Annotated in this window: 21 protein-coding genes and 1 riboswitch; of the genes, 17 read left to right on the forward strand and 4 right to left on the reverse strand. The window is 33.3% G+C overall.

Annotated elements, in window-relative coordinates:
- Window positions 1–6 precede the first annotated feature (6 nt).
- A riboswitch (FMN riboswitch) is annotated at window positions 7–140 on the forward strand.
- Between the two features lie 161 nt (window positions 141–301).
- The 4 genes from ribD to ribH are packed head-to-tail and all read left to right on the forward strand — an operon-like array spanning window position 302 to window position 3,647.
- Entirely contained in the window at window positions 302–1,345 is a 1,044-nt protein-coding gene (ribD, locus tag SOJ_RS06605; RefSeq protein WP_002507289.1) for a bifunctional diaminohydroxyphosphoribosylaminopyrimidine deaminase/5-amino-6-(5-phosphoribosylamino)uracil reductase RibD, read from the forward strand.
- 6 nt (window positions 1,346–1,351) lie between these two features.
- A complete protein-coding gene (gene ribE / locus SOJ_RS06610) occupies window positions 1,352–1,984 on the forward strand; it encodes a riboflavin synthase (protein ID WP_002507290.1) in 633 nt (210 codons plus the stop codon).
- Window positions 1,985–1,994: 10 nt separating this feature from the next.
- Entirely contained in the window at window positions 1,995–3,176 is a 1,182-nt protein-coding gene (locus SOJ_RS06615; protein WP_002507291.1) for a bifunctional 3,4-dihydroxy-2-butanone-4-phosphate synthase/GTP cyclohydrolase II, read from the forward strand.
- A 12-nt stretch (window positions 3,177–3,188) separates the two neighbouring features.
- Window positions 3,189–3,647 (forward strand): 6,7-dimethyl-8-ribityllumazine synthase, encoded by a 459-nt coding sequence (gene ribH, locus SOJ_RS06620; protein WP_002507292.1) that lies wholly within the window; start codon window positions 3,189–3,191, stop codon window positions 3,645–3,647.
- Window positions 3,648–3,760: 113 nt separating this feature from the next.
- On the opposite strand, the gene SOJ_RS06625 is transcribed toward ribH, so the two are convergent.
- Window positions 3,761–4,762 (reverse strand): proline dehydrogenase family protein, encoded by a 1,002-nt coding sequence (locus SOJ_RS06625; protein ID WP_002507293.1) that lies wholly within the window; start codon window positions 4,760–4,762, stop codon window positions 3,761–3,763.
- Between the two features lie 264 nt (window positions 4,763–5,026).
- Between SOJ_RS06625 and SOJ_RS06630 the strand changes: the two genes are divergently transcribed.
- The 3 genes from SOJ_RS06630 to SOJ_RS06640 all read left to right on the forward strand — a co-directional run bounded on the left by SOJ_RS06630 (window position 5,027) and on the right by SOJ_RS06640 (window position 7,609).
- Window positions 5,027–5,851: an alpha/beta fold hydrolase gene (locus tag SOJ_RS06630; protein WP_002507294.1), complete on the forward strand. Its 825-nt coding sequence runs from the start codon at window positions 5,027–5,029 to the stop codon at window positions 5,849–5,851.
- Between the two features lie 250 nt (window positions 5,852–6,101).
- Window positions 6,102–7,058, forward strand: coding sequence for an L-lactate dehydrogenase (locus SOJ_RS06635; protein ID WP_002507295.1), 957 nt, complete (start codon window positions 6,102–6,104; stop codon window positions 7,056–7,058).
- Window positions 7,059–7,207: 149 nt separating this feature from the next.
- Window positions 7,208–7,609, forward strand: a complete 402-nt coding sequence (locus SOJ_RS06640; protein ID WP_002507296.1) for a transcriptional regulator, SarA/Rot family — start codon at window positions 7,208–7,210, stop codon at window positions 7,607–7,609.
- Between the two features lie 305 nt (window positions 7,610–7,914).
- Here the strand turns inward: SOJ_RS06640 and SOJ_RS06645 are convergent, their stop codons facing one another.
- Window positions 7,915–8,475 carry a class I SAM-dependent methyltransferase gene (locus SOJ_RS06645; protein WP_002507297.1) on the reverse strand — a complete coding sequence of 187 codons (561 nt, stop codon included), beginning with the start codon at window positions 8,473–8,475 and terminating at the stop codon, window positions 7,915–7,917.
- Complete coding sequence (locus SOJ_RS06650; RefSeq protein WP_002507298.1) at window positions 8,472–9,425, reverse strand: TIGR01212 family radical SAM protein; 954 nt, start codon at window positions 9,423–9,425, stop codon at window positions 8,472–8,474. The genes SOJ_RS06645 and SOJ_RS06650 overlap by 4 nt, the downstream gene beginning before the upstream one ends.
- A gap of 110 nt (window positions 9,426–9,535) precedes the next feature.
- On the opposite strand from SOJ_RS06650, the gene SOJ_RS06655 reads away from it, so the two are divergent.
- The 3 genes from SOJ_RS06655 (at window position 9,536) to SOJ_RS06665 (ending at window position 13,848) form a co-directional block, all read left to right on the forward strand.
- Window positions 9,536–10,705, forward strand: a complete 1,170-nt coding sequence (locus SOJ_RS06655) for an MDR family MFS transporter (protein ID WP_002507299.1) — start codon at window positions 9,536–9,538, stop codon at window positions 10,703–10,705.
- 398 nt (window positions 10,706–11,103) lie between these two features.
- A complete protein-coding gene (gene leuS / locus SOJ_RS06660) occupies window positions 11,104–13,518 on the forward strand; it encodes a leucine--tRNA ligase (RefSeq protein ID WP_002507300.1) in 2,415 nt (804 codons plus the stop codon).
- 18 nt (window positions 13,519–13,536) lie between these two features.
- The gene (locus SOJ_RS06665; protein WP_002507301.1) at window positions 13,537–13,848 is read left to right on the forward strand and encodes a rhodanese-like domain-containing protein; all 312 of its coding nucleotides are present in this window, start codon (window positions 13,537–13,539) and stop codon (window positions 13,846–13,848) included.
- A gap of 286 nt (window positions 13,849–14,134) precedes the next feature.
- On the opposite strand, the gene SOJ_RS06670 is transcribed toward SOJ_RS06665, so the two are convergent.
- Window positions 14,135–15,394, reverse strand: a complete 1,260-nt coding sequence (locus tag SOJ_RS06670; RefSeq protein ID WP_002507302.1) for an NAD(P)/FAD-dependent oxidoreductase — start codon at window positions 15,392–15,394, stop codon at window positions 14,135–14,137.
- A gap of 121 nt (window positions 15,395–15,515) precedes the next feature.
- On the opposite strand from SOJ_RS06670, the gene SOJ_RS06675 reads away from it, so the two are divergent.
- The 7 genes from SOJ_RS06675 to trmB all read left to right on the forward strand — a co-directional run bounded on the left by SOJ_RS06675 (window position 15,516) and on the right by trmB (window position 22,898).
- A complete protein-coding gene (locus SOJ_RS06675; RefSeq protein ID WP_002507303.1) occupies window positions 15,516–17,153 on the forward strand; it encodes a putative polysaccharide biosynthesis protein in 1,638 nt (545 codons plus the stop codon).
- Window positions 17,150–17,848 carry a pseudouridine synthase gene (locus SOJ_RS06680; RefSeq protein ID WP_002507304.1) on the forward strand — a complete coding sequence of 233 codons (699 nt, stop codon included), beginning with the start codon at window positions 17,150–17,152 and terminating at the stop codon, window positions 17,846–17,848. The genes SOJ_RS06675 and SOJ_RS06680 overlap by 4 nt, the downstream gene beginning before the upstream one ends.
- 15 nt (window positions 17,849–17,863) lie before the next feature.
- On the forward strand, window positions 17,864–18,274 hold the full coding sequence (locus SOJ_RS06685) for a YtxH domain-containing protein (protein WP_002507305.1): 411 nt from the start codon (window positions 17,864–17,866) through the stop codon (window positions 18,272–18,274).
- 452 nt (window positions 18,275–18,726) lie between these two features.
- Window positions 18,727–20,136, forward strand: a complete 1,410-nt coding sequence (gene pepV, locus SOJ_RS06690) for a dipeptidase PepV (RefSeq protein WP_002507306.1) — start codon at window positions 18,727–18,729, stop codon at window positions 20,134–20,136.
- A 2-nt stretch (window positions 20,137–20,138) separates the two neighbouring features.
- On the forward strand, window positions 20,139–20,984 hold the full coding sequence (gene dat, locus SOJ_RS06695; RefSeq protein WP_002507307.1) for a D-amino-acid transaminase: 846 nt from the start codon (window positions 20,139–20,141) through the stop codon (window positions 20,982–20,984).
- A gap of 465 nt (window positions 20,985–21,449) precedes the next feature.
- On the forward strand, window positions 21,450–22,241 hold the full coding sequence (locus SOJ_RS06700; RefSeq protein WP_002507308.1) for a phosphotransferase family protein: 792 nt from the start codon (window positions 21,450–21,452) through the stop codon (window positions 22,239–22,241).
- Between the two features lie 12 nt (window positions 22,242–22,253).
- Window positions 22,254–22,898, forward strand: coding sequence for a tRNA (guanosine(46)-N7)-methyltransferase TrmB (gene trmB, locus SOJ_RS06705; RefSeq protein ID WP_002507309.1), 645 nt, complete (start codon window positions 22,254–22,256; stop codon window positions 22,896–22,898).
- The last annotated feature ends 11 nt before the right edge of the window (window positions 22,899–22,909 follow it).

Below are 22,909 nucleotides of genomic sequence, written 5' to 3' on the forward strand. Positions count from 1 at the left end.
TCATAGATATTCTTTCGGGGCAGGGTGAAATTCCCAACCGGCAGTAAACAAAGCCTGCGACCTGCATTTGATTATTCAAATGTGGCTGATCTAGTGAGATTCTAGAGCCGACAGTAAAGTCTGGATGGGAGAAAGAATGAAGTATAACAAAAATGACACTTTTTAAGTGTTTATTTGGCATACACTTATATTTGAAAGTGGATAAGTGTATTTAGTTTGAAGCTAATGATGTTATATCAATATATATCCCACACCTGAAATATTTTATTTCAGGTGTTTTTTATTATTTAGAGGTGATAATGTGAGTCAATATTTAAATTATGCAATCCAATTAGCAAAAATGGTAAGTGGTCAAACGGGCGTAAACCCACCTGTAGGCGCGGTAGTTGTTAAAGACGGACGAATCGTAGGTATGGGCGCACACTTGAAAAAAGGCGATAAACATGCTGAAGTACAAGCGTTAGATATGGCACAAGATGAAGCTAAAGATGCTACTATATTTATTTCATTAGAGCCATGTACACACTTTGGTTCAACGCCACCTTGTGTGAATAAAATTATCGATTTTGGCATAAAGAAAGTCATATATGCTGTTAAAGATACGACTTTACCATCTAACGGTGACGAAATATTACAACATGCAGGAATAGAAGTTGAATTTCGTCATAATACAGAAGCAGAAGACTTGTATAAAGACTTCTTTATAAGCAAAAGTAAAGAGGTACCTGAAGTGTCAGTTAAAGTTGCTTGTAGTTTAGACGGTAAACAGGCTACTGACGAAGGTGAAAGTAAATGGATTACGAATAAAGCCGTCAAAGCTGATGTATTCAACTTACGTCATACGCATGATGCTGTACTTACAGGTAGAGGCACATTAGATGCAGATAACCCTCAATATACAACACGAATTGAGGAAGGTAAGCATCCAACAAAAGTAATTTTATCGCAATCAGGCCAAATTGATTTTGAATTAGACATGTTCAAAAATACTCATACACCTATTTGGATTTATACACAAAATGAAAACTTAAAAACAGATATTGAACAGGTGGAAATTATTATTTTAACTGATTGTTCAATTGAAAATATTTTAATAGATTTATATCAAAAGGGAATTGGAAAATTATTGGTAGAAGCGGGTCCAACCGTAACTTCAGCATTTCTTCAATCTCAATATACGAATGAACTTATCTTATATTATGGCCCGAAAATTATAGGTGGTTCTGGTAATTATCAATTTTATCAAACTAAAAATATTTTTGGATTATCAGAAGTACCACAATTCGAAATTGTTAATACCCAAATGCTTGAGCAAAACATTAAATTAGAGTTGCGAAAGAAGTGAATAACCATGTTTACCGGTATTGTTGAAGAAATAGGCACGATTAAAAAAATAACGACACAACAATCTGTAGTTAACTTAACAATTGATTGCGAGACCATCTTATCAGACATGCATATAGGAGATTCTATAAGTGTGAATGGCGCATGTTTAACTGTTGTTGATTTTAATAAGCATTCGTTCTCTGTACAAGTAATTAAAGGTACAGAAAATAAGACTTATCTAAATCATTTAAACCAATCTACAGAAGTGAATTTAGAAAGAGCGATGAGTGGTCAAGGTCGTTTTGGAGGTCACTTTGTGCTAGGACATGTAGATGAAGTAGCTAAGATTACACGTATACAAGCATCAGATAATTCTAAAATTGTAACAATTAAGCCTACTACTACGCTTATTAAACAAATGGTGCCACAAGGGTCCATAACTGTAGATGGCGTAAGCTTAACTATTTTTCAATTAAAAGATGCTGAATTCGATATCCATCTCATTCCTGAAACGCGAAGATCGACTATTTTAAATCAAAAACGTGTAGGTGATCCGGTCCATATTGAAACTGATATGTTATTCAAATATGTAGAGAGAATTGTCAGTAATAATGAATCAGGATTAAATACCGAAAAACTTAGAGCATTTGGATTTTAGGAGGGGTAGTATGAAATTAGATAGTATAGAGACAGCACTTATAGAACTGAAAAAAGGTAAAAGTATTGTTGTCGTTGATGATGAAAACAGAGAGAACGAAGGCGATTTAGTAGCTGTGACAGAATGGATGCAAGACAATACCGTTAATTTCATGGCGAAATATGGTAGAGGACTCATTTGTGCGCCAATTAGCAAAGGTATAGCTGGAAAGTTAGAACTCAATCCAATGGTGAGTGATAACTCTGATATCTATGGTACGCAATTTACTGTGAGTGTCGATCATATTAATACGACGACAGGTATCAGTGCTGGAGAAAGAACAATGACAGCAAAAGCGTTAATAGAGGAAAATGCAACAGCTAGTGATTTTAATAAACCAGGCCACTTATTCCCCTTAATTGCACAAGATGATGGTGTGTTAGAAAGACGTGGCCATACAGAAGCATCTGTAGATTTAGCTAAACTAACTGGCGCAAAACCAGCAGCATTAATTTGTGAAATTATGAATGAAGATGGTTCTATGGCTAAAGGTAAAGAATTAGAAGCCTTTAAGGAGAAGCATGAGCTTGTAATGATTTCTATTGAAGATTTAGAAACATATAGAAAATCATTAACATCTAAGTTAGAAGCAAAAGCAAAAGTGAAGTTGCCTACTAAACATGGTAAGTTTGATATGTATGGTTTTACTTCTCAGACGAATGAAGAAGAACTTGTGGCTATTGTAAGTGGAGACATAAAGAAAACAGAAAATGTGCGTATTCATTCTTCTTGTCTGACAGGCGATATTTTTCATAGTCAAAGATGTGATTGTGGTGAACAACTTGAAGCTTCAATGAAATATATAAGTGAGCATGGTGGCATTATTTTATATTTACCTCAAGAAGGTAGAGGTATCGGTTTAATTAATAAGTTAAAAGCATATGAACTTATTGAACAAGGTTATGATACTGTCACAGCTAATATTGCTTTAGGTTTCGACGAAGATTTGAGAGATTATAAAGACGCCGCGAGAATTTTAAAATATTTTGGCATTGAAAGCGTGAATTTGTTAAGTAATAATCCCAAAAAATTTGAAAGTCTAGAAACTTATGGTGTGAATATTAATAAAAGAATTGATCTTGTAGTTCCAACAAATAAATTTAATCAAGATTATATGGATACGAAAAAAGAAAAAATGGGTCATTTAATATAGGAGGTCAATAGGATGAATTTTGAAGGTAAATTAATAGGTTCCGATTTAAAAGTAGCAATTGTTGTAAGTAGGTTTAATGATTTTATTACAAACCGTTTATTAGATGGTGCAAAAGATACTTTAGTACGACACGAAGTACCAAAAGAAAATATTGATGTGGCATATGTACCAGGCGCATTTGAAATTCCATTAGTAGCTAAGAAATTAGCTCAAAAAGGTGAATATGATGCAGTGATTACGTTAGGTTGTGTAATAAGAGGATCTACTTCTCATTATGATTATGTGTGTAATGAAGTGGCGAAAGGTGTTTCTAAGGCAAATGATGTTGCTGATACACCAGTTATCTTCGGTGTTGTAACAACTGAAAATATTGAACAAGCAGTAGAACGTGCAGGTACAAAAGCAGGGAATAAAGGTGCAGACGCAGCAATTAGTGCAATAGAAATGGCTAATTTATTAAAAGAAATATAATAGAATAAGATTGAAACGTCAACGTTTATATAACTGGATATAGGCGTTTCTACTAAAATAAAAAGAATTGGACAATAACGATTTCGTTAAGTCCAATTCTTTTTTGTTCACTATTATTTTTTGAAAAGGCGATATACTAAGGCACTAGCTGCCCCAAAGGCTGCAACTATACCTGTAACAACGCCCGCTTTTTTCATTACTTCGGGTTTCATTAATTCTTTAAACATTAAATTTAAATTTTGAGGTCGTTCAGCTAGTCGCCTCATAAAGTAACTAAACCAATCATCCCCATATGGTACATAAATACAGAAATTGTTACCTTCCCCAGCTATTTTCTCCGCTAAATCAGTACGGAAACCATACAACATTTGAAATTCATACTGATTTTTTTCGATATTATTATCTTTGATAAATTGTTTTATATGTGTAATAACTTTATCATCATGAGTTGCAATTGACGTTACATTTTTAGCGTTTAATAATCTTTTTTCAATTAAACGTATGTAATTTTCGTCAATGTCTTCTTTAGTTTGATAAGCTATTGTATCACTTTCTTTATATGCGCCTTTAACCATGCGCAATCGTAATTCTGGATATTTTTCTACAAGTGTATCAGCTTCATATAAATAACCTTGAATTACGGTACCTACATTTTTGAATTCACCTTTTAAACGATCTAACACTTGCGTGATGTCAAATAAACTATCATACTTTTCAGTATCGATATTAATATGCATATTATTAAACTCATTCGCTTTTAATAATATTTCACGTAGATTGCGATAAGCAAGATCCAAATCAAATTCAGAGCCTAACTGGCTTAATTTAATAGACATGTGACCATCTAAGCTATTATTATAAATAGCGTACATCACTTCTAATATTTGATCTTTTGATTGAATTGCTTCACCTTCAGTTACAACAAATTCTCCAAGGCAATCTACAGTAACTGTAATTCCCTTGCTGTTTAGACGTTCAATTGTGTTTAATAAGGCTTCGATTGTATTGCCAGCAACCACTTTATTAGCGCCGAGCATTGGACCGATTTCCTTAGCAGTCTTATTTAAAAAAGGGTTGTTAGATAACCCGATAAAAAAATTTTTCACAATTGGCATATTAATTCCTCCCATTCTGCTTACAGCTGATCTTTCAATATAAGTGTAGCATGAATCTAAAGGGAATGAAATCGTTTGCAATAGAATATATTACACTTTATTTTATTAAATACACTTATAGCAAAGTGTTGATTATAAGATGCTTTTTATTTTTAAAACAAATTGAGTTTTTCACGTCCATGGCTATCTTTAAAATGGAAAAAGTACATCATATTTTGATACAATAAATATAATGAAATTTAACGAGAAGGGGAAGTATGTATTATGTGGAAATGGGAAACCGAAAAGGAAGCTAAAGGTGTCGTTGTAATTGCACATAACATGCTTGAACATACGGGAAGATACGCATATGTAATTACGATGCTTCGCCGAAATGGATATCATGTTATTATGGGCGATTTACCTGGCCAAGGGCAAACGTCACGTTCTAACAAAGGTCAAATTGACAGTTTTGATGTATATCATGAGCATATTTTAGAGTGGATTAGAATAGCGAATGAGTATAAAATACCTACTTACGTGTTAGGTGTCGGTTTAGGTGGTTTAATTACACTTAATTTACTTGAAAAAGTAGAAGTACCAATTGAAGGTTTGATGCTTTTATCTCCACTTTTAGAATTTAAAAAGAGTAATAAATCTCGTAAAGACAAAATAATTTCAAATATAGGTAAAGTAGCTAAAGACACAAGATTTAAAGTGGGAATCACGGTTGAAGACTTAACACGAAACGAAGAAGTAATTGAAGAAACAAAAAATGACCAGTTGATGTTGCAGAAAGTAACTTATCACTGGTATAAACAAATCATAGAAATTATGAAAGAAACAGTAACACATTTAACTGATATTAAACCGTTACCACTACTGTTAATGTATGGTCTAGAAGATCAAGTTGCAGATACATCAACAATGGAATTAATTAAAGACAAAGTGAAAACGGATGAATTATATTTCAAAGCATGGGAAGGACTTTATCATGAGGTACATAATGAACCCGAAAGAGATGAAGTAATGAGATATATATTGGCATTTTTAAATAATAGTGCAAGCAATAACGGCTTTATTGTACATGATGAACATGAAGTATCTTAATTAAAAGCATCACCACACTAAAATAGAGTAAGAAAAGCGTCAGATAACATTTTATGGTATCTGACGCTTTTCTTATAAAATATCATTTAGAATAAAGAGCTTGTACTTCGCTATAATGAATGTTATTGAAATAATTTTGTGAAATAAATCACAATTTTATTGAAAAACTCATAGAATACTGTTATATTTATATTGTGAAATAAATCACAAATAATAACTTAACGATTGAATACGTGAGGAGCGTCATATAATGAAACAAGTTAAAAATAATAAAGTAGTTTTAATAGGTGATGGGGCAGTAGGCTCAAGTTATGCTTTTGCGTTAGTAGCTCAAGGTGTTGCAGATGAATTAGTAATTATTGATTTAGACGAAGAAAAAGTTAAGGGCGACGTCATGGATTTAAATCACGGTGCGCCATATGGTGATTCACCAGTGAAAATCAAAGCAGGTACATATAATGAATGTACAAATGCAGATTTAGTCGTCATTACTGCTGGTGCAGCTCAAAAACCAGGTGAAACACGCTTAGATCTTATTGAAAAAAACACCAAAATTTTTAAAGGAATTGTTTCTGAAGTTATGAAATCTGGATTCGATGGTATTTTCTTGATTGCTACAAATCCAGTAGATGTCTTAACATATGTGACATACAAAGTATCAGGTTTACCAAAAGAAAAAGTGATAGGTTCTGGTACAATTTTAGATACAGCACGTTTTAAATATGAGTTAGCTGAAGAATTTAGCGTTTCATCAGGAAGCGTGCATGGTCAAATTATCGGTGAACATGGTGATTCAGAATTGGCGGTATGGTCTCAAGCTAATATTGCTGGTCAATCTTTATATCAACTTTTAAAAGATGATCCTGAAAAGCAACACAGAGTTGAAGAGATTTTTACAAACACGCGTGATGCAGCTTACGATATAATACAAGCAAAAGGTGCGACGTATTATGGGATTGCAATGGGGTTACTACACATTACTAAAGCAATTTTAAAAAATCAAAATGTTGTATTAACAGTTTCTAGTTATTTAGAGGGTGAATACAACCAAGAAGAAGTCTATATTGGTGTACCAACACAAGTAAATAAAGAAGGTGCTGTAAAAGTTTTTGAAATGCCTCTAGACAGCCATGAGCGCAAATTATTCGAAAAATCAGCCACTATTTTGAAAGAAATGCAAAATAAAATAACTCATATAATTGCATAATTCATAGTTTAAATTTAAACTGTATATAAGATTAATTTTATTAAAAATTCTAATGTTAATTCAGTGAAGAATTTATTTACTAAGAATGATGTTTTTTGATAAATTAATTTTACATGTTTAACTTTATACTATGATTGGGGGATTATTCTATGGAGAAGACATTTACTGATAATGTTGATGGTGTTTTAAGATTAGAAATGGTGTTGAATGACATCGAAGATATCTTTAACAAAGTTCAAAAGCAGTACAAGATGTCGAAAGAAGAAATTTTGATTCTTTTAACGCTTTGGAAAGAAGGATCGATGACTTTAAAGGAAATGGATGATTTTGTGCACATTAAATCTTATAAGCGTACAAGAACTTATAATGATTTAGTGGAAAAAGCGTGGATCATTAAAGAAAGACCACAAAATGACGAACGTACAGTTATCATTCATTTCAATGAAGATTTAAAAGCGCAACGGGAAAGCCTTTTAAATTTCTTCAAAGAAGAAATTGAATCAAAATCAACTAGCATTCAAACTAGTCTTAAATCTATCATTAACTTATAGGGAATAAGCAAAGCCTCGGTAGTCAAATACCGAGGCTTTTGTTTGTCTTTTTTATTTTATTATAAATAAGGTTTGTGCATACTTTCTTCAGGACTAGCTTTAGCTTATAGTCTTTAGCTCAATTCTTCCACACAGGAGTCGTGCTAAATCATTGATAGTAATTAAAAATCTCAAACAAACTAAACGTAAATAATACAAGTTTGGTTTGTTTGAGATTTAAAATAGTTATTTTATCTTCGAATAAATTGTTAATAACCGTGGTTGCGTTAAGAAAGTATACCTTGAAATCATGAGGTATTCACAGTCTAAATTTTTTCAAGTGCACAGATAAACGGCGGGTTATTCTGTTGATTAATAAATTGATATTGCAATACATGTGCTTTAGTTTGGTCAAACTGTGATAAATAATCAATTAAAGCATCACGTTCTAACTTGCCTTCATCATGACCATGATAAATCACTAATATAATGACGCCTTCTGGAGCCAATATATCAAAAATTGCGTTGATAGCTGATAATGTACTTTCAGGTTGGGTAACAATCGATTTATCACCTTTAGGTAAATATCCTAAATTGAAAATGGCAGCATCCACTTTACCAACTTCAATAACTGGAATATGCTGTTTTACATGTGCATGGCTATCTTGAATCAACGTTACATTGTGATAACCTTCAGTTTTTAGTTTTGTATTGCTAATAGCTTCTATTTGGATATCCATTGCATATACTTTACCGTGAGGCACTTGTTGCGCAAGAAAAAGTGTGTCATTGCCATTACCACAAGTAGCATCTATGACAATGCTTTCTGATGTAATATGTTGTTGAAGCAACATTTTCGCAAATGGTAAAATACGTTCTAATTTCATGATTTTATCTTACTTTCAAAATGTTTTCCTTGATATGATTCTCTGTGACCAAGTTCATTATCGATTTCGTTCAGTACTTCCCATTTATTTACGCTCCACATTGGACCTACCATTAAATCAATCGGACCATCACCAGTAATTCTATGAACAATCATTTCTTTTGGAATAATTTCTAATTGGTCACAAACTAATTTAGTATATTCATCCTGTGACATAAATTCTAACATGCCTTTATCATACTGTTTCACCATTGGTGTGCCTTTAAGTAAATGTAGTAAATGGATTTTAATACCTTGGACATCCATTTGAGCGACTTCTTTAGCCGTCTCCATCATCATTGTATAGTCTTCGCCTGGCAAACCATTAATAATATGTGTACAAATATTAATGTTATGTTTCCGTAATTTGGCGATACCTTCATAATATGTTTGCATATCATGCGCGCGATTGATTAAATCTGATGTTTCTTGGTGAACTGTTTGTAAACCAAGTTCTACCCATAAATATGTACGCTCGTTTAACTCTGCCAAATACTCAACCACATCATCAGGTAAACAATCAGGTCGTGTACCTATTGAAAGGCCAACAACACCAGGTTCCTTCAAAGCAGTTTCATATTTTTCACGTAATTCTTCGACAGGTGCATGCGTATTTGTAAATGCTTGGAAGTAAGCAATGTATTGACCGTCACTCCATTTTTCGTGCATTCTATCTTTAATTTGTTGAAATTGTACATCGATTGGATCCACACGATTACCTGCAAAATCTCCGCTACCTGCAGCTGAACAGAAAGTACATCCTCCATGTGCTACAGTACCGTCTCTATTAGGACAATCAAAGCCACCGTCAATTGCTACTTTGAAAATCTTTTGTCCGAATTTATTTTTTAAGTGATAATTCCAAGTGTGATATCTTTTATTCTCGAATGCGTAAGGGAAAAATTGTCCCATAAAACATTTTCCTTTCTGAATTCATTCTAGTTAAAGATTTTAACATATTTTAATGATATAGTGTTTAGTGTAAAATTAGAAATTTTAAAAATAGAGAGGAGCTTACTGTTATGAAAATGCCTAAATCAGTGTGGTGGTTAGTTATTGGGATGGCATTAAATATCACTGGCTCAAGTTTTTTATGGCCCTTAAATACAATTTATATGAATGAACAATTAGATAAAAGTCTTACAATGGCTGGTTTTGTCCTAATGATCAATTCGTTTGGTATGGTTATTGGTAATTTATTAGGTGGTAATTTATTTGATAAATTAGGTGGCTACCCAACGATTATGATAGGTACAGTTATATGTTTAATCAGTACAACGCTATTAAATTTCTTCCATGGGTGGCCTTGGTATGCGGTTTGGCTCGTAGCATTAGGTTTTGGCGGGGGTATGATTATTCCAGCTATTTATGCACTCGCAGGCGCTGCATGGCCTCAAGGTGGCCGCCAAACATTTAACGCAATCTATTTAGCGCAAAATTTAGGCGTCGCTATAGGAGCAGCATCCGGAGGTTTTGTGGCAGAGTTGAGTTTCAATTACATATTTATAGCAAACTTATTAATGTATGTAGCATTTGCAGTTGTAGCAATCACACAATTTAATATTAAACTTGATGTGAAAGTAAAATCGAATGATACGATGTCCTTATTATCTAAACAAAACAGAGTTCAATTTATTGCGCTATCACTTTTATGTGTGATGTTTAGTATTTGTTGGATTGCATACATTCAATGGGAGAGTACGATTGCTTCTTTCACTCAAGAAATTAATATGTCAATGAGCCAATACAGTTTGTTATGGACTGTTAATGGTATTATGATTCTGGTTGCACAACCGCTAATTATGCCGGTAATCAGGTTACTAAAAGGTAATTTAAAATATCAAATGTTGGTAGGTATAGCGATTTTCATAATGTCGTTCTTAGTGACAAGTTTTGCTGAACAATTTTCAGTGTTCATGATAGGTATGATTATACTAACATTAGGTGAAATGTTTGTTTGGCCAGCCGTTCCAACAATTGCTAACCAATTAGCTCCAAAAGGAAAAGAAGGGGCGTTTCAAGGGTATGTTAACTCAGCAGCAACTGTAGGCAAGGCTTTTGGTCCGCTTATAGGCGGAGTTCTTGTAGATACATTTAATATGCAAGCGATGTTTTTAAGTATGATAGGTTTACTTGTTATCGCAGTGTTTTTCTTAATGATTTATGATAGGAAATTACCAAAAGACGTATAAATTTTACATGGAAAATAAAAATTATAATCATTTTCTCGAATAGGTGTAAGATTGCCTGTTCGATTTTTTTATAAAAACTAATAAATCGCAACATAGAAACTTTTAGTGTAGCTTTATTTCGCGTTTTCCACTTGAAATAAAACCTTTTTTCAAATATCATTAGTAATGTATAGGAGTAGTAACTTGAAAGCTTTTCTACAGAGAACTAGGAAAGGTGGAACCTAGTGTTAAGCATTGAGTGAACTTACCAGGACTTAAATGAATTTATAACATCTCTAACTATTAATTTAAATGAGCGCACATTTAATGTGAAACTGGGTGGTACCGCGGTGAAAGTCGTCCCTTTTTGAAATCGATAATAGTTTGAGGTGTTTTTTTATTGAATAGGAGGAAAAGTAGTGAACTACAATCATAATGAAATTGAAAAGAAATGGCAGGATTATTGGGCAGAACATAAAACTTTTAAAACGAGCGATAATTTAGGTCAAAAAAAATTCTATGCGCTAGACATGTTTCCATACCCATCAGGTGCAGGACTTCATGTAGGCCATCCAGAGGGTTATACAGCTACAGATATTATTTCTCGTTATAAACGTATGCAAGGTTATAATGTGTTACATCCAATGGGGTGGGATGCATTTGGTCTTCCTGCAGAACAGTATGCCTTAGACACTGGTAATGATCCTCGTGAATTTACTAAAAAAAATATTGAGACGTTTAAACGTCAAATTAAAGAATTAGGTTTCAGTTATGATTGGGATAGAGAAGTGAATACTACAGACCCAGAATATTATAAATGGACGCAATGGATTTTTATTCAATTATATAATAAAGGACTCGCTTACGTTGATGAAGTTGCAGTAAACTGGTGTCCAGAACTTGGTACAGTACTTTCAAATGAAGAAGTTATTGACGGTGTGTCCGAACGTGGCGGTCACCCTGTGGTAAGAAAACCAATGAAACAATGGGTATTAAAAATTACTGAATATGCAGATCGTTTACTTGAAGATTTAGATGACCTAGATTGGCCTGAATCATTAAAAGACATGCAACGTAACTGGATTGGTCGTTCAGAAGGGGCTGCTATCTCATTCGATGTAGAAGACAATGATGCCCAAATTGAAGTATTTACAACACGTGCAGATACTGTGTACGGTGCAACATTCTTAGTGTTAAGTCCTGAACATGAACTTGTAAATCAAATTACAACAGCAGATCAAGAAGTGGCTATCAAAGATTATCAACAAGAAGCGGCTAAAAAGTCAGACTTAGAACGTACAGGTTTATCTAAAGAAAAATCCGGTGTATTCACTGGTGCATATGCAACGAATCCTTTATCTGGACAACAAGTTCCAATTTGGATTGCCGATTATGTACTTTCCACATACGGAACTGGTGCAGTTATGGCAGTACCAAGTGGAGACCAAAGAGACTATGAATTCGCACAAACATTTGATTTGCCAATTTTAGAAGTTATCGAAGGTGGCGATTTATCGCAAGAAGCCTATGATGGAGATGGACCACATGTTAATTCTGGCGAGTTAAACGGTCTATATAACGAAGAAGCGATTGCTAAAGCAATTGAATTGTTAGAACAAAAAGGTGCAGGTACTCGAAAAGTAAATTATAAATTACGAGACTGGTTATTTAGTCGTCAAAGATATTGGGGCGAACCAATACCTGTAATTCATTGGGAAGATGGTTCAATGACTACTGTTCCAGAAGAAGAACTGCCGTTACTTTTACCTGAAACGGATGAAATTAAGCCTTCAGGTACAGGCGAATCTCCATTAGCTAACATTGCTGATTTTGTTAATGTGGTTGATGAAGAAACTGGAATGAAAGGTCGTCGCGAAACAAATACTATGCCACAATGGGCAGGTAGCTGCTGGTATTATTTAAGATATATTGATCCAGATAATGATCAAATGCTTGCTGATCCAGAAAAATTAAAACACTGGCTACCGGTTGATTTATACATTGGTGGTGTAGAACACGCAGTACTTCACTTATTATATGCGAGATTCTGGCATAAAGTTTTATATGATTTAGGTGTAGTCCCTACGAAAGAACCATTCCAAAAATTATTTAACCAAGGCATGATACTCGGTGAAGGTAATGAAAAAATGAGTAAGTCAAAAGGTAATGTAATCAACCCAGATGATATCGTGAAATCACACGGTGCTGATACTTTACGTATGTATGAAATGTTTATGGGACCACTTGATGCAGCAATTGCATGGAGTGAAAATGGTTTAGACGGCTCAAGACGTTTCTTAGACAGAATCTGGCGCTTATTAGTTACTGATGATGGTTTGATTTCCGATAAAGTGGTAAACAATAATAATAAAGCTTTAGATAAAAGTTATCATCAAACAGTGAAAAAAGTTACTGAGGATTATAATACTTTGAATTTCAATACCGCGATAAGTCAACTTATGGTATTTATCAATGATTGCTATAAAACAAATGAAATTTACAAACCATATATTGAAGGATTCATTAAAATGTTGGCACCAATTGCACCACATATATCTGAAGAATTATGGACGCAACTTGGACATGAAGAAACAATCACTTATCAACCATGGCCTTCATATGATGAATCATTGCTCGTTGATGATGAAATCGAAATTGTTGTTCAAGTGAACGGTAAAGTACGTGCTAAGATTAATATCCCAAAAGAAACTTCAAAAGAAGAAATGGAACAATTAGCACTTGATAATGATAATGTTAAAGCTGAAATTGAAGGTAAAGATATCAAGAAAGTCATTGCAGTACCAAAAAAATTAGTTAACATTGTAGCTAAATAATAGTAGGAGGAATTATTTATGGAATCTATTACAATTGATGAGTTGAAAGATAAAGTCCTAAATTCTGATCCAATTCATATCGTTGATGTTAGAACAGATGAAGAAACAGCTATGGGTGTAATACCAGGCGCAGAAAAAATACCAATGAATCAAGTTCCAGATAAATTAAATCATTTTAACAAAGATGAAACATATTATATCATCTGTAAAGTGGGCGGACGTAGTGCACAAGTTGTTCAATTCCTTGAACAAAACGATATACATGCAGTTAATGTTGAAGGCGGTATGGACGCGTGGGGCGACGAAGGTTTAGAAATCAATAGTATTTAAGTTGAAATAAAGCTTAAAATATTGAATTGAAAATGTTTGATTTAATAAATTCTAATTAGCTTTCTTTTTAGAGCGTTAATTGCAATTTTAAAGTGTCGACAAAGTCTCTGACTTTGTTGGCATTTTTTTGTACAAGTATTCCACAAGCGCAGTGTCATCCTACAGTCTTCAGCTATGAACTTGTCAAAGGCAAATATTGTCTCGATGACAATACAAATCAAAAAAACAAACAAAATGCTATAAGAGCATTTTGTTTGTTTTGATTTGTGAAGATTATATTTAAGTATTAAAGATGAAATTCACCCGCGTTTGAGCCAGCAACATTACCAGTGACTAAAGCGCTTGTGATATTATATCCACCTGTGTAACCATGTATATCTAATACTTCACCGCACAAAAATAATCCTGGTACGTGTTTTGACATCATAGTTTTAGGGTGTATTTCTTTTAATGACACACCACCACCAGTTACAAAAGCTTTATCGATGGGCAACGTTCCGTTGACAGTAAAAGTAAAACCTTTAAATAATTCAACTAACTTATTAATTTGTGCATTTGAAATATGATGGGCAGTTAAGTCATCACTAATTTGTGCTTGTTCAATAATGAATAATAAATAACGTTCTTCGATTAACCCGTGCAAGCTATTTTTAATATATTTGTCAGGTGTGTCTTTTAATATATTTCTAATTTGTGCTTCTAATTGAGCGACACTCAGATTTGGAAAAGCATCAAGTTGCATCTGAATCTCTTTTTGTTTTTGACTTTTTTGCTCTTTATATACAAATTGACTACATCTCAGTGCGGCAGGTCCACTTATACCAAAATGTGTGAATAACATATCCATTTGATGTGTGATACGTTGTTTGCCATTCTTTTTCAATACGGATAGTGCAACATCCTTTAAACTTAAACCTTTTAAACGCTTGTTCTTAATAAAAGGTTCAGAAGACGTAATAGGAACTTCGGTTGGAAATAATTCTGTAATCGTATGCCCTAAATGTTTAGCAAATTTATAACCATCTCCAGTAGAACCCGTTTTGGGTACACTAGTACCACCAGTCGCAATAATGAGACTCTTACTTTCAAATTGTTGTTGCTCATTTAGTGTAACTTGAAACGTTTGTTGTGGTGTATATTCAATAGATTGGACAGTAGATTCTTCTTTAACGTTTACATTGTTTTGTTGTAACGTATGAATGAGGGCATCTACCACGTCTTGTGCTTTATTAGATACTGGAAACATACGACCATGATCTTCTTCTTTTAAACCTACACCTCTTGATTCGAAAAATTGAATGATGGATTCATTATCAAATACAGAGAAAGGACTGTATAAAAATTTTCCATTGCCAGGTATGTTTTTTATAATTTCATCATAAGGAAGGCGGTTAGTAACATTACAGCGGCCGCCACCAGAAATTTTTAGCTTGCGGCCCAATCCTTTTTTCTTCTCAATTAATAAAACATTTTCGCTATTTTGACTTGCTGCAGCGGCAGCCATGAGTCCACTTGGCCCACCACCGATTATAATTGTTTGATACATTTTATTGCCTCCCTTAGCTATATAGTGTTATTTTATAGTAATATACTTTTGAAAAAAAGTAGTTATAACGTTATTATTAAAGTTATGAGTGTAAAAATTAATTTGAGATAGGAAGATCTGAATGAGTGAAAGTAAAGAATTAGTGAGGGGCACCTTTTTAATTACGCTTAGTATTTTGATTACTAAGGTTTTAGGTGTTATATATATTATTCCATTCTACTCGATTATTGGTGGAGAGGAAAATTTGGCGCCTTTCAACTATGCATACACCCCGTATAATATAGCGATTGCTATTGCAACTGCGGGAGTCCCATTAGCAGCGTCTAAATATGTTTCTAAGTATAATGCAATGGGTGCATATAAGGTCAGTGAAAAACTGTATAAATCAAGCTTTCTTGTTATGACTGTAACAGGATTTATAGGATTTTTCATCTTATATTTATTAGCTCCAACAATTGCATCTATTACTTTAGCAAATAAAGCAGGTGCAAATGGCGGATGGTCAGTAGACGAAATTACATGGATTATTAGAATTATTAGTATGGTAGTTATTTTTATTCCGCTACTTGCTACATGGCGTGGTGTGTTCCAGGGTTACAAATCTATGGGACCAACAGCAGTGTCAGAAGTTATTGAACAAATTGCACGTATACTATTTATTTTAGTTGGTAGTTATTTAGTTCTTAATGTATTTAACGGCAGTGTACTTGCAGCTAATGGTATTGCTACATTTGCAGCGGCTGTAGGAGCAATTGCAGGGATTTTCACACTATGGTATTACTGGAGAAAAAGAAAACCTAATATTGAAAAAATGGTTGCAACGGATACAACGGGTATTGATATATCATACGGTAAAATGTACAAAGAGATTATTTCTTACAGTATTCCGTTCGTCATCGTGAGTCTGAATTTCCCATTATTTAATTTAGTCGATCAATTTACACATAATAGCGCACTCGGTTTAGCAGGTGTGTCTAGCAATATGCATGACTATTTCTTTACAATTTTAAATATGACGACAAATAAAATCGTTATGATTCCAACAGCACTATCAGCTGGTTTTGCAGTAAGTTTAATTCCATTTATTACTAAAACGTATGCAAAAGGTGAATTACATGAGATGCACAGACAAATACGTACGTCATTAGGGGTTCTAATGTTCATCACAGTGCCTGCAAGTTTAGGTATTATGGCATTAGCGTTACCATTATATACAGTCTTTTATAGTTATAATGTTGATGGTAGCCAAATGCTATTCTACTATGCGCCAGTAGCAATTCTAATTGGTTTATTGAGTGTAACAGCATCAATATTACAAGGTATTGATAAACAAAAATTAACAGTATTTGTTATATTAGCGGCAGTTGTAATAAAAGTAGTGTTAAATACACCATTAATTATAGCGTTCCATTCTGCTGGTGCGATATTAAGTACGGCAATTGCATTATTATTTGCAGTGTCATGTAATCTGTATATACTTAAAAAACATGCTAAATTTGATTTTTCAGAAACATGGTTACACTTTGGTAAAATATTCTTGTATAGCTTAATTATGATGATATCAGTTGAATTAACATTCTTTATCTTACAATTCTTTATTTCAACACAATCTAAATTTGGATCGCTGATTATAATTATTGTTAGTGTGATTGTTGGTATGTTAGTTTATGCTAGCATGACTATGAAGACAAGACTTGCAGATCAGTTTTTAGGTGATATTCCACAGAAAATTAGACGTAAGTTAGGTATCGCAGAATGAGAATAGATAAATTCTTAGCTAATATGGGCGTAGGAACACGTACAGAAGTGAAACAACTACTAAAAAAAGGCAATGTTACCGTGAATGATAAAAAAGAGAAATCACCAAAAACACAAATCAATCCAGATACGGATACTGTAAGTGTTAATGAAACGCAAATTCAGTATATAGATAAAATCTATTTGATGTTAAATAAACCAAAAGGGTATTTATCAGCTACTGAAGATAATAATCAACAGACAGTTATAGACTTAGTAGAAGAATTTAGATATTTAGAACTATTTCCAGTTGGACGTTTGGATAAAGATACTGAAGGGTTATTGCTCATCACTAATGATGGGCAGTTTAACCATCAATTGATGAGTCCAACAAAGCATGTTTCTAAGACATATGAAGTAATTTCTGAAAAAACTATTACAAAAAATGATATAGAATCCTTTAAAACGGGTATTGAATTAAATGAGGGATTGGTGAAACCTGCTCAATTAGTTGAAGGTGATGAAAAGAACAAATCATTTGTCACAATATACGAAGGAAGGTATCATCAGGTTAAGCGTATGTTTCATGCTATAGATAATGAAGTTTTAGCTTTGAAACGTATTAGCATTGGCGACTTAAAGCTAGATTCAGCATTAGCGCCAGGAGAATATCGTCATCTAACTCAACAAGATTTTAAACAATTAGGATTAAAATAATGAAGAGGTGTTTTTATGTCAAAATTATTTAAAGCAGTATTAGGTATCGGCGGAGCAGCGGCTGCAGTTGTTCTTTCTAAAAAAGAAAATAGAGATAGATTAAAAGACGAGTATGGCAAATACAAGTCTAATCCAGAATCATATAAACAAAATGCGAAAGATATCGCTAGTCAAATTAGTTCAAAAGCAGGCGAAACTTATAGCGAAGTAAAACAAGATCCTAAAGGCTATGCTTCAAAAGTAAAACAAGACCCTAAAGGTTACCTTAAAGATCAAAAAAATCATTTCAAAAATGGTGTCAAAAAAGAAGATGTAGAAATTGAAGAAGCTAGATTCGATGATGAAGGCGGAGATCCTTCTAATAATCTACGTGTCGTAACTGAAGAAGAATTAAAAAATAATAGTAATAAACGTGATAATAAGTAGTAGATTACGTTTTGACGACCTAGTTCATTTTAATGAACTAGGTTTTTTTATGTAAGTGCGACAGAAATTTATATTTTTTAACGAGATTTCGTCGTATGAGCCGAGTCTCACAAAGATAACTAGAAAATCGAATACAAGAGCTGAAGCGCTTGCATAAGAGCTGCTTGTCTTCATAAATGAAGTAGTAGTGCTTTAAAAGATTAATATAAGCGCATTTTCAGTTCAGTCAGTCACTTCCAATATATTAATTAAGGATGAGACATGTATTTTGTCTCACTTCTTTTTTATATTAATACAGTTTTTGAAATATATTAATATATATAGGTTGAACTGTTTTCTTTGTTGACTAAACAGTTGGAATTTTTAAATAATAATGACATCTCACTGTAGTTTCTTCCACACTTCATGTAAAATATTAAATATATAAGTTTGGAGAAGGAAGTGGATCACAAATGTGGAAAGACAAAGTGAAAGAATATGAAGATCTAATCGTTGATGATTTGAAAGGTTTATTATCTATCGAGAGTGTTAGGGAAGATAATAAAGCAACAGCAGAATATCCAGTTGGACCTGGTCCACGAAAAGCCTTAGATTACATGTACAAAATAGCTGAACGCGATGGATTTGGCACACATGATGTAGACCATATCGCTGGTCGTATTGAAGCGGGTGCTGGAGAAGATGTTTTTGGTATATTATGCCATGTTGATGTTGTACCTGCTGGAGAAGGTTGGGATTCTGATCCATTTGATCCAGTTGTGACAGACGATAGAATTATTGCAAGAGGTACGCTTGATGATAAGGGTCCAACAATTGCAGCGTACTATGCAGTTAAAATATTAAATGATATGAATGTAAATTGGAAAAAACGTATACATATTATAATAGGTACTGATGAAGAATCTGATTGGCAATGCACTGAGCGTTATTTTGAAACTGAAGAAATGCCTGCATTAGGATTTGCACCGGATGCAGAATTCCCTGCAATTCACGGCGAAAAAGGTATTACTACTTTTGATGTGATACAAAATGAAAAAGCAGAAGACCAAGACGAGCCAGAATATGAATTAATTTCATTTAACTCAGGTCAAAGATATAATATGGTACCTGATGAAGCCGTGGCAAATGTATCTGTAAAAGAAAACATGACTGATGTCATTCAAAATTTCGAACAATTTGTTCAAGAGAACAATATTGAAGGGGAAAGTATCGTTGATAGTGGTGTACTTGTATTAAAAGTTCAAGGAAAAGCCGTACATGGTATGGATCCTTCTATCGGTGTCAATGCTGGTTTATACTTGTTAAATTTCTTATCAAGCCTAGATTTAGATAAAACAGCAGCTAATTTCGTAGGTTTCAGTGAAAAATATTTATTCAATTCTCATTTCGGAGAAAAATTGGGTATGAAATTCCACACAGATGTTATGGGTGATTTAACGACGAATATTGGTGTTATGTCTTATGACAATGTTAAAGGTGGAACATTTGGTGTTAATTTAAGATATCCGCAAGGATTTGAATTTGAAGAAGCAATGACGCGTTTTAAGAGTGAAGTTCAATTACTTGGATTTTCAATTGAATTAGGTAAAAATCAAACACCACACTATGTAGAAAAAGATGATCCATTTGTTCAAACGCTCGTACAAGCCTATAGAAATCAAACAGGCGATGAAACTGAACCATACACAATTGGTGGCGGCACATACGCACGTAATTTAGATAAAGGTGTTGCCTTTGGAGCAATGTTCAATGATTCTGAAGATTTAATGCACCAAAAAAATGAATATATCAGTAAGAAGCAATTATTTGATGCGACGAGTATCTATTTAGAGTCACTATATACTTTGTGTGTGGAGGAATAAATATGACAAAAGTGTTAATAAACGAAAGATTAATAGAAGAAAAAGATGCAAATGTAGCTTATAACGATAGAGGTTATGTATTTGGTGATGGTATTTATGAATATATAAGAGTTTATGACAATCATCCTTTTACTGCCAATGCACATTTTGAAAGATTATTAAGAAGTGCTAAAGAAATTGGCTTAGAATTAAACTATACTGTTAATGGGCTTATAGAACTCGTACGCGAACTGATAGCTGCAAATGGTGTAGTTAATGGCGGTGTATATATTCAAGTAACACGTGGTACCGCACCACGTGACCATGCCTTTCCTACGCCATCAGTAAAAGCGAACATCACAGCTTTTACAAAGACTTATGATCGTCCATATAAGCTATTAGAAGAAGGCATAAATGCCGTGACGACTGAAGATATCCGTTGGTTAAGATGTGATATAAAAAGCTTGAATTTATTAGGCAATGTATTAGCAAAAGAATATGCTGTTAAATATAATGCACAAGAAGCAATTCAGCACCGTGGTGAAACTGTTACAGAAGGGTCTTCAAGTAATGTTTACGCAATTAAAGATGGAGTGATTTATACGCACCCAATCAACAACTATATTTTGAACGGCATTACACGTATGGTTATAAAAGAAATTGCTCAAGAAAAAGGTGTTTCGTTTAAAGAAGAAACATTTACTTTAGATTTTTTGAAAAATGCGGATGAAGTTTTGATTTCAAGTACATCAATTGAAGTGATGCCAGTTGTTAAATTAAATGGTGAAGCTGTGGGTGATGGAAAAGTAGGACCAATCACTAAATCGTTACAAGAAGGATTTAATAGATATATTGACACGCATAGTTAATAATTTCAATAAATGGATAGAAAATGTAACATATATTAAGGTCAAATTATGTTATAATTCTTACTGAGCCGTTTAATAGAATTCCATAAAGGTATGGAATCAAAATGTGAATTTTAATTTCTCATTTATAGTTGAAATAAAGTATTAAAGATTATAAAATCTTTTATATGTTATGAAATTTGGAAGTAAAAAATTTCACAAAAAAAGATAAAGAAATATTAAATTAATACTCTGTTAAGAGCTAATTTATGATATGATGTAAAAGTTATTGTAAATTAGCTCAGACAGTATGAGTATTAATAAATTAAAAAGAACTTGAACCACGATGGGACAATGTGTCAGTCATAAAACTTGAGGCTGCACAATTTTGGTTGGAGTTTATAATTTTGAATTAAAAATTATTATATATGGCTCTCGAAAATTCTTTTCAGGAGCCATTTTCTAGTTGAAAGTGAGGTGAACGTGTTGGAGCAGTTTTATCAATTAGGATGGACGCTTGATTCAGCAGGTGGTGCATCTGGTGAAGCTTATATGGCTGAACAGGATGGACAGAAATTATTTTTAAAAAGAAATTCAAACCCTTTTATTGCAGCCTTATCTGCTGAAGGTATTGTGCCAAAACTAGTTTGGACGAAACGTATCGAAACTGGAGAAGTTGTAACGGCGCAGCATTGGAAAAATGGTAGAGAACTTACTTTTAATGAAATGTACGAACAAAGAGTAGCTAATTTATTGAAAAAAATTCATAGTTCAAGAACACTATTGAATATGTTAAAACGAATGGAAATGGAGCCGATTACACCCGATATTTTGTTAAACAAAATTAACGCTTCATTATCTAGAGAAGTTTTAACGCATCATGTAGTAAGAAAAGCATTGACGTATTTAGAAGATCATATGCCTAATTTAGATCCACGTTTCTTTACCGTTGTGCATGGCGACGTCAACCATAATAATTGGTTATTATCAGATCGTGACGAGCTTTACTTGGTTGATTGGGAAGGTGCGATGATTGCTGATCCTGCAATTGATTTAGGTATGCTGCTATACAATTACGTTCCTGAAAAGAAATGGCCTCACTGGTTAGATGTATATGGAACAAAAGATTCAATGGACTTACAAAAACGTATGAAATGGTATACAGTTATCCAGTCTATAGGTATGGTTCAATGGTACGAAGAACAAAAGCGCTACAAAGATATGAATATGTGGCTTAAATTCTTAAATGAAGTAATGAATAACAATGCTTTTATATAAGGAGTTATCAGAATGAGAATGCGTTACAAGCCTTGGGCAGAAGATTATTTAAAATCACATCCTGAATTAGTGGATATGGATGGTAGTCATGCAAGGCACATAAGTGACTGGTTTGATAAAGATCAAGAAATATATATTGAAATAGGGTCAGGAATGGGACAGTTTATTACGACACTTGCTGGTCAAAATCCTGATATAAATTTTATTTCTTTAGAACGAGAAAAAAGTGTAGTAGTTAATATTGTAGATAAAGTTAAAGAACTTGGCCTTACAAATATTAAATTGATATGTAATGATGCACTGGAGCTCAATGAATATTTCAAAGATGGCGAAATTGATCGTATATATTTGAATTTTTCAGATCCATGGCCTAAAAAACGACATACTAAGCGTAGATTGACGTATCATACGTTTTTAGCACTGTATAAGCAAGTTTTGAAAGAAGATGGGGAACTTCATTTTAAAACTGACAACAGAGGTCTTTTTGCTTATAGTTTAGAGAGTATGTCTCAATTCGGTATGTATTTTACTAAACTCAATTTAAATCTTCATCAGGAAGATGACGAAGATAATATAGAAACTGAGTATGAAAGAAAGTTTTCTGACAAGGGCTCAAGAATTTATCGCATGGAAGCAAAATTCCATAAAAATTTATAATTATTAAAAAA

The organism is Staphylococcus sp. OJ82 (assembly GCF_000294465.1).
GTDB lineage: Bacteria > Bacillota > Bacilli > Staphylococcales > Staphylococcaceae > Staphylococcus > Staphylococcus equorum.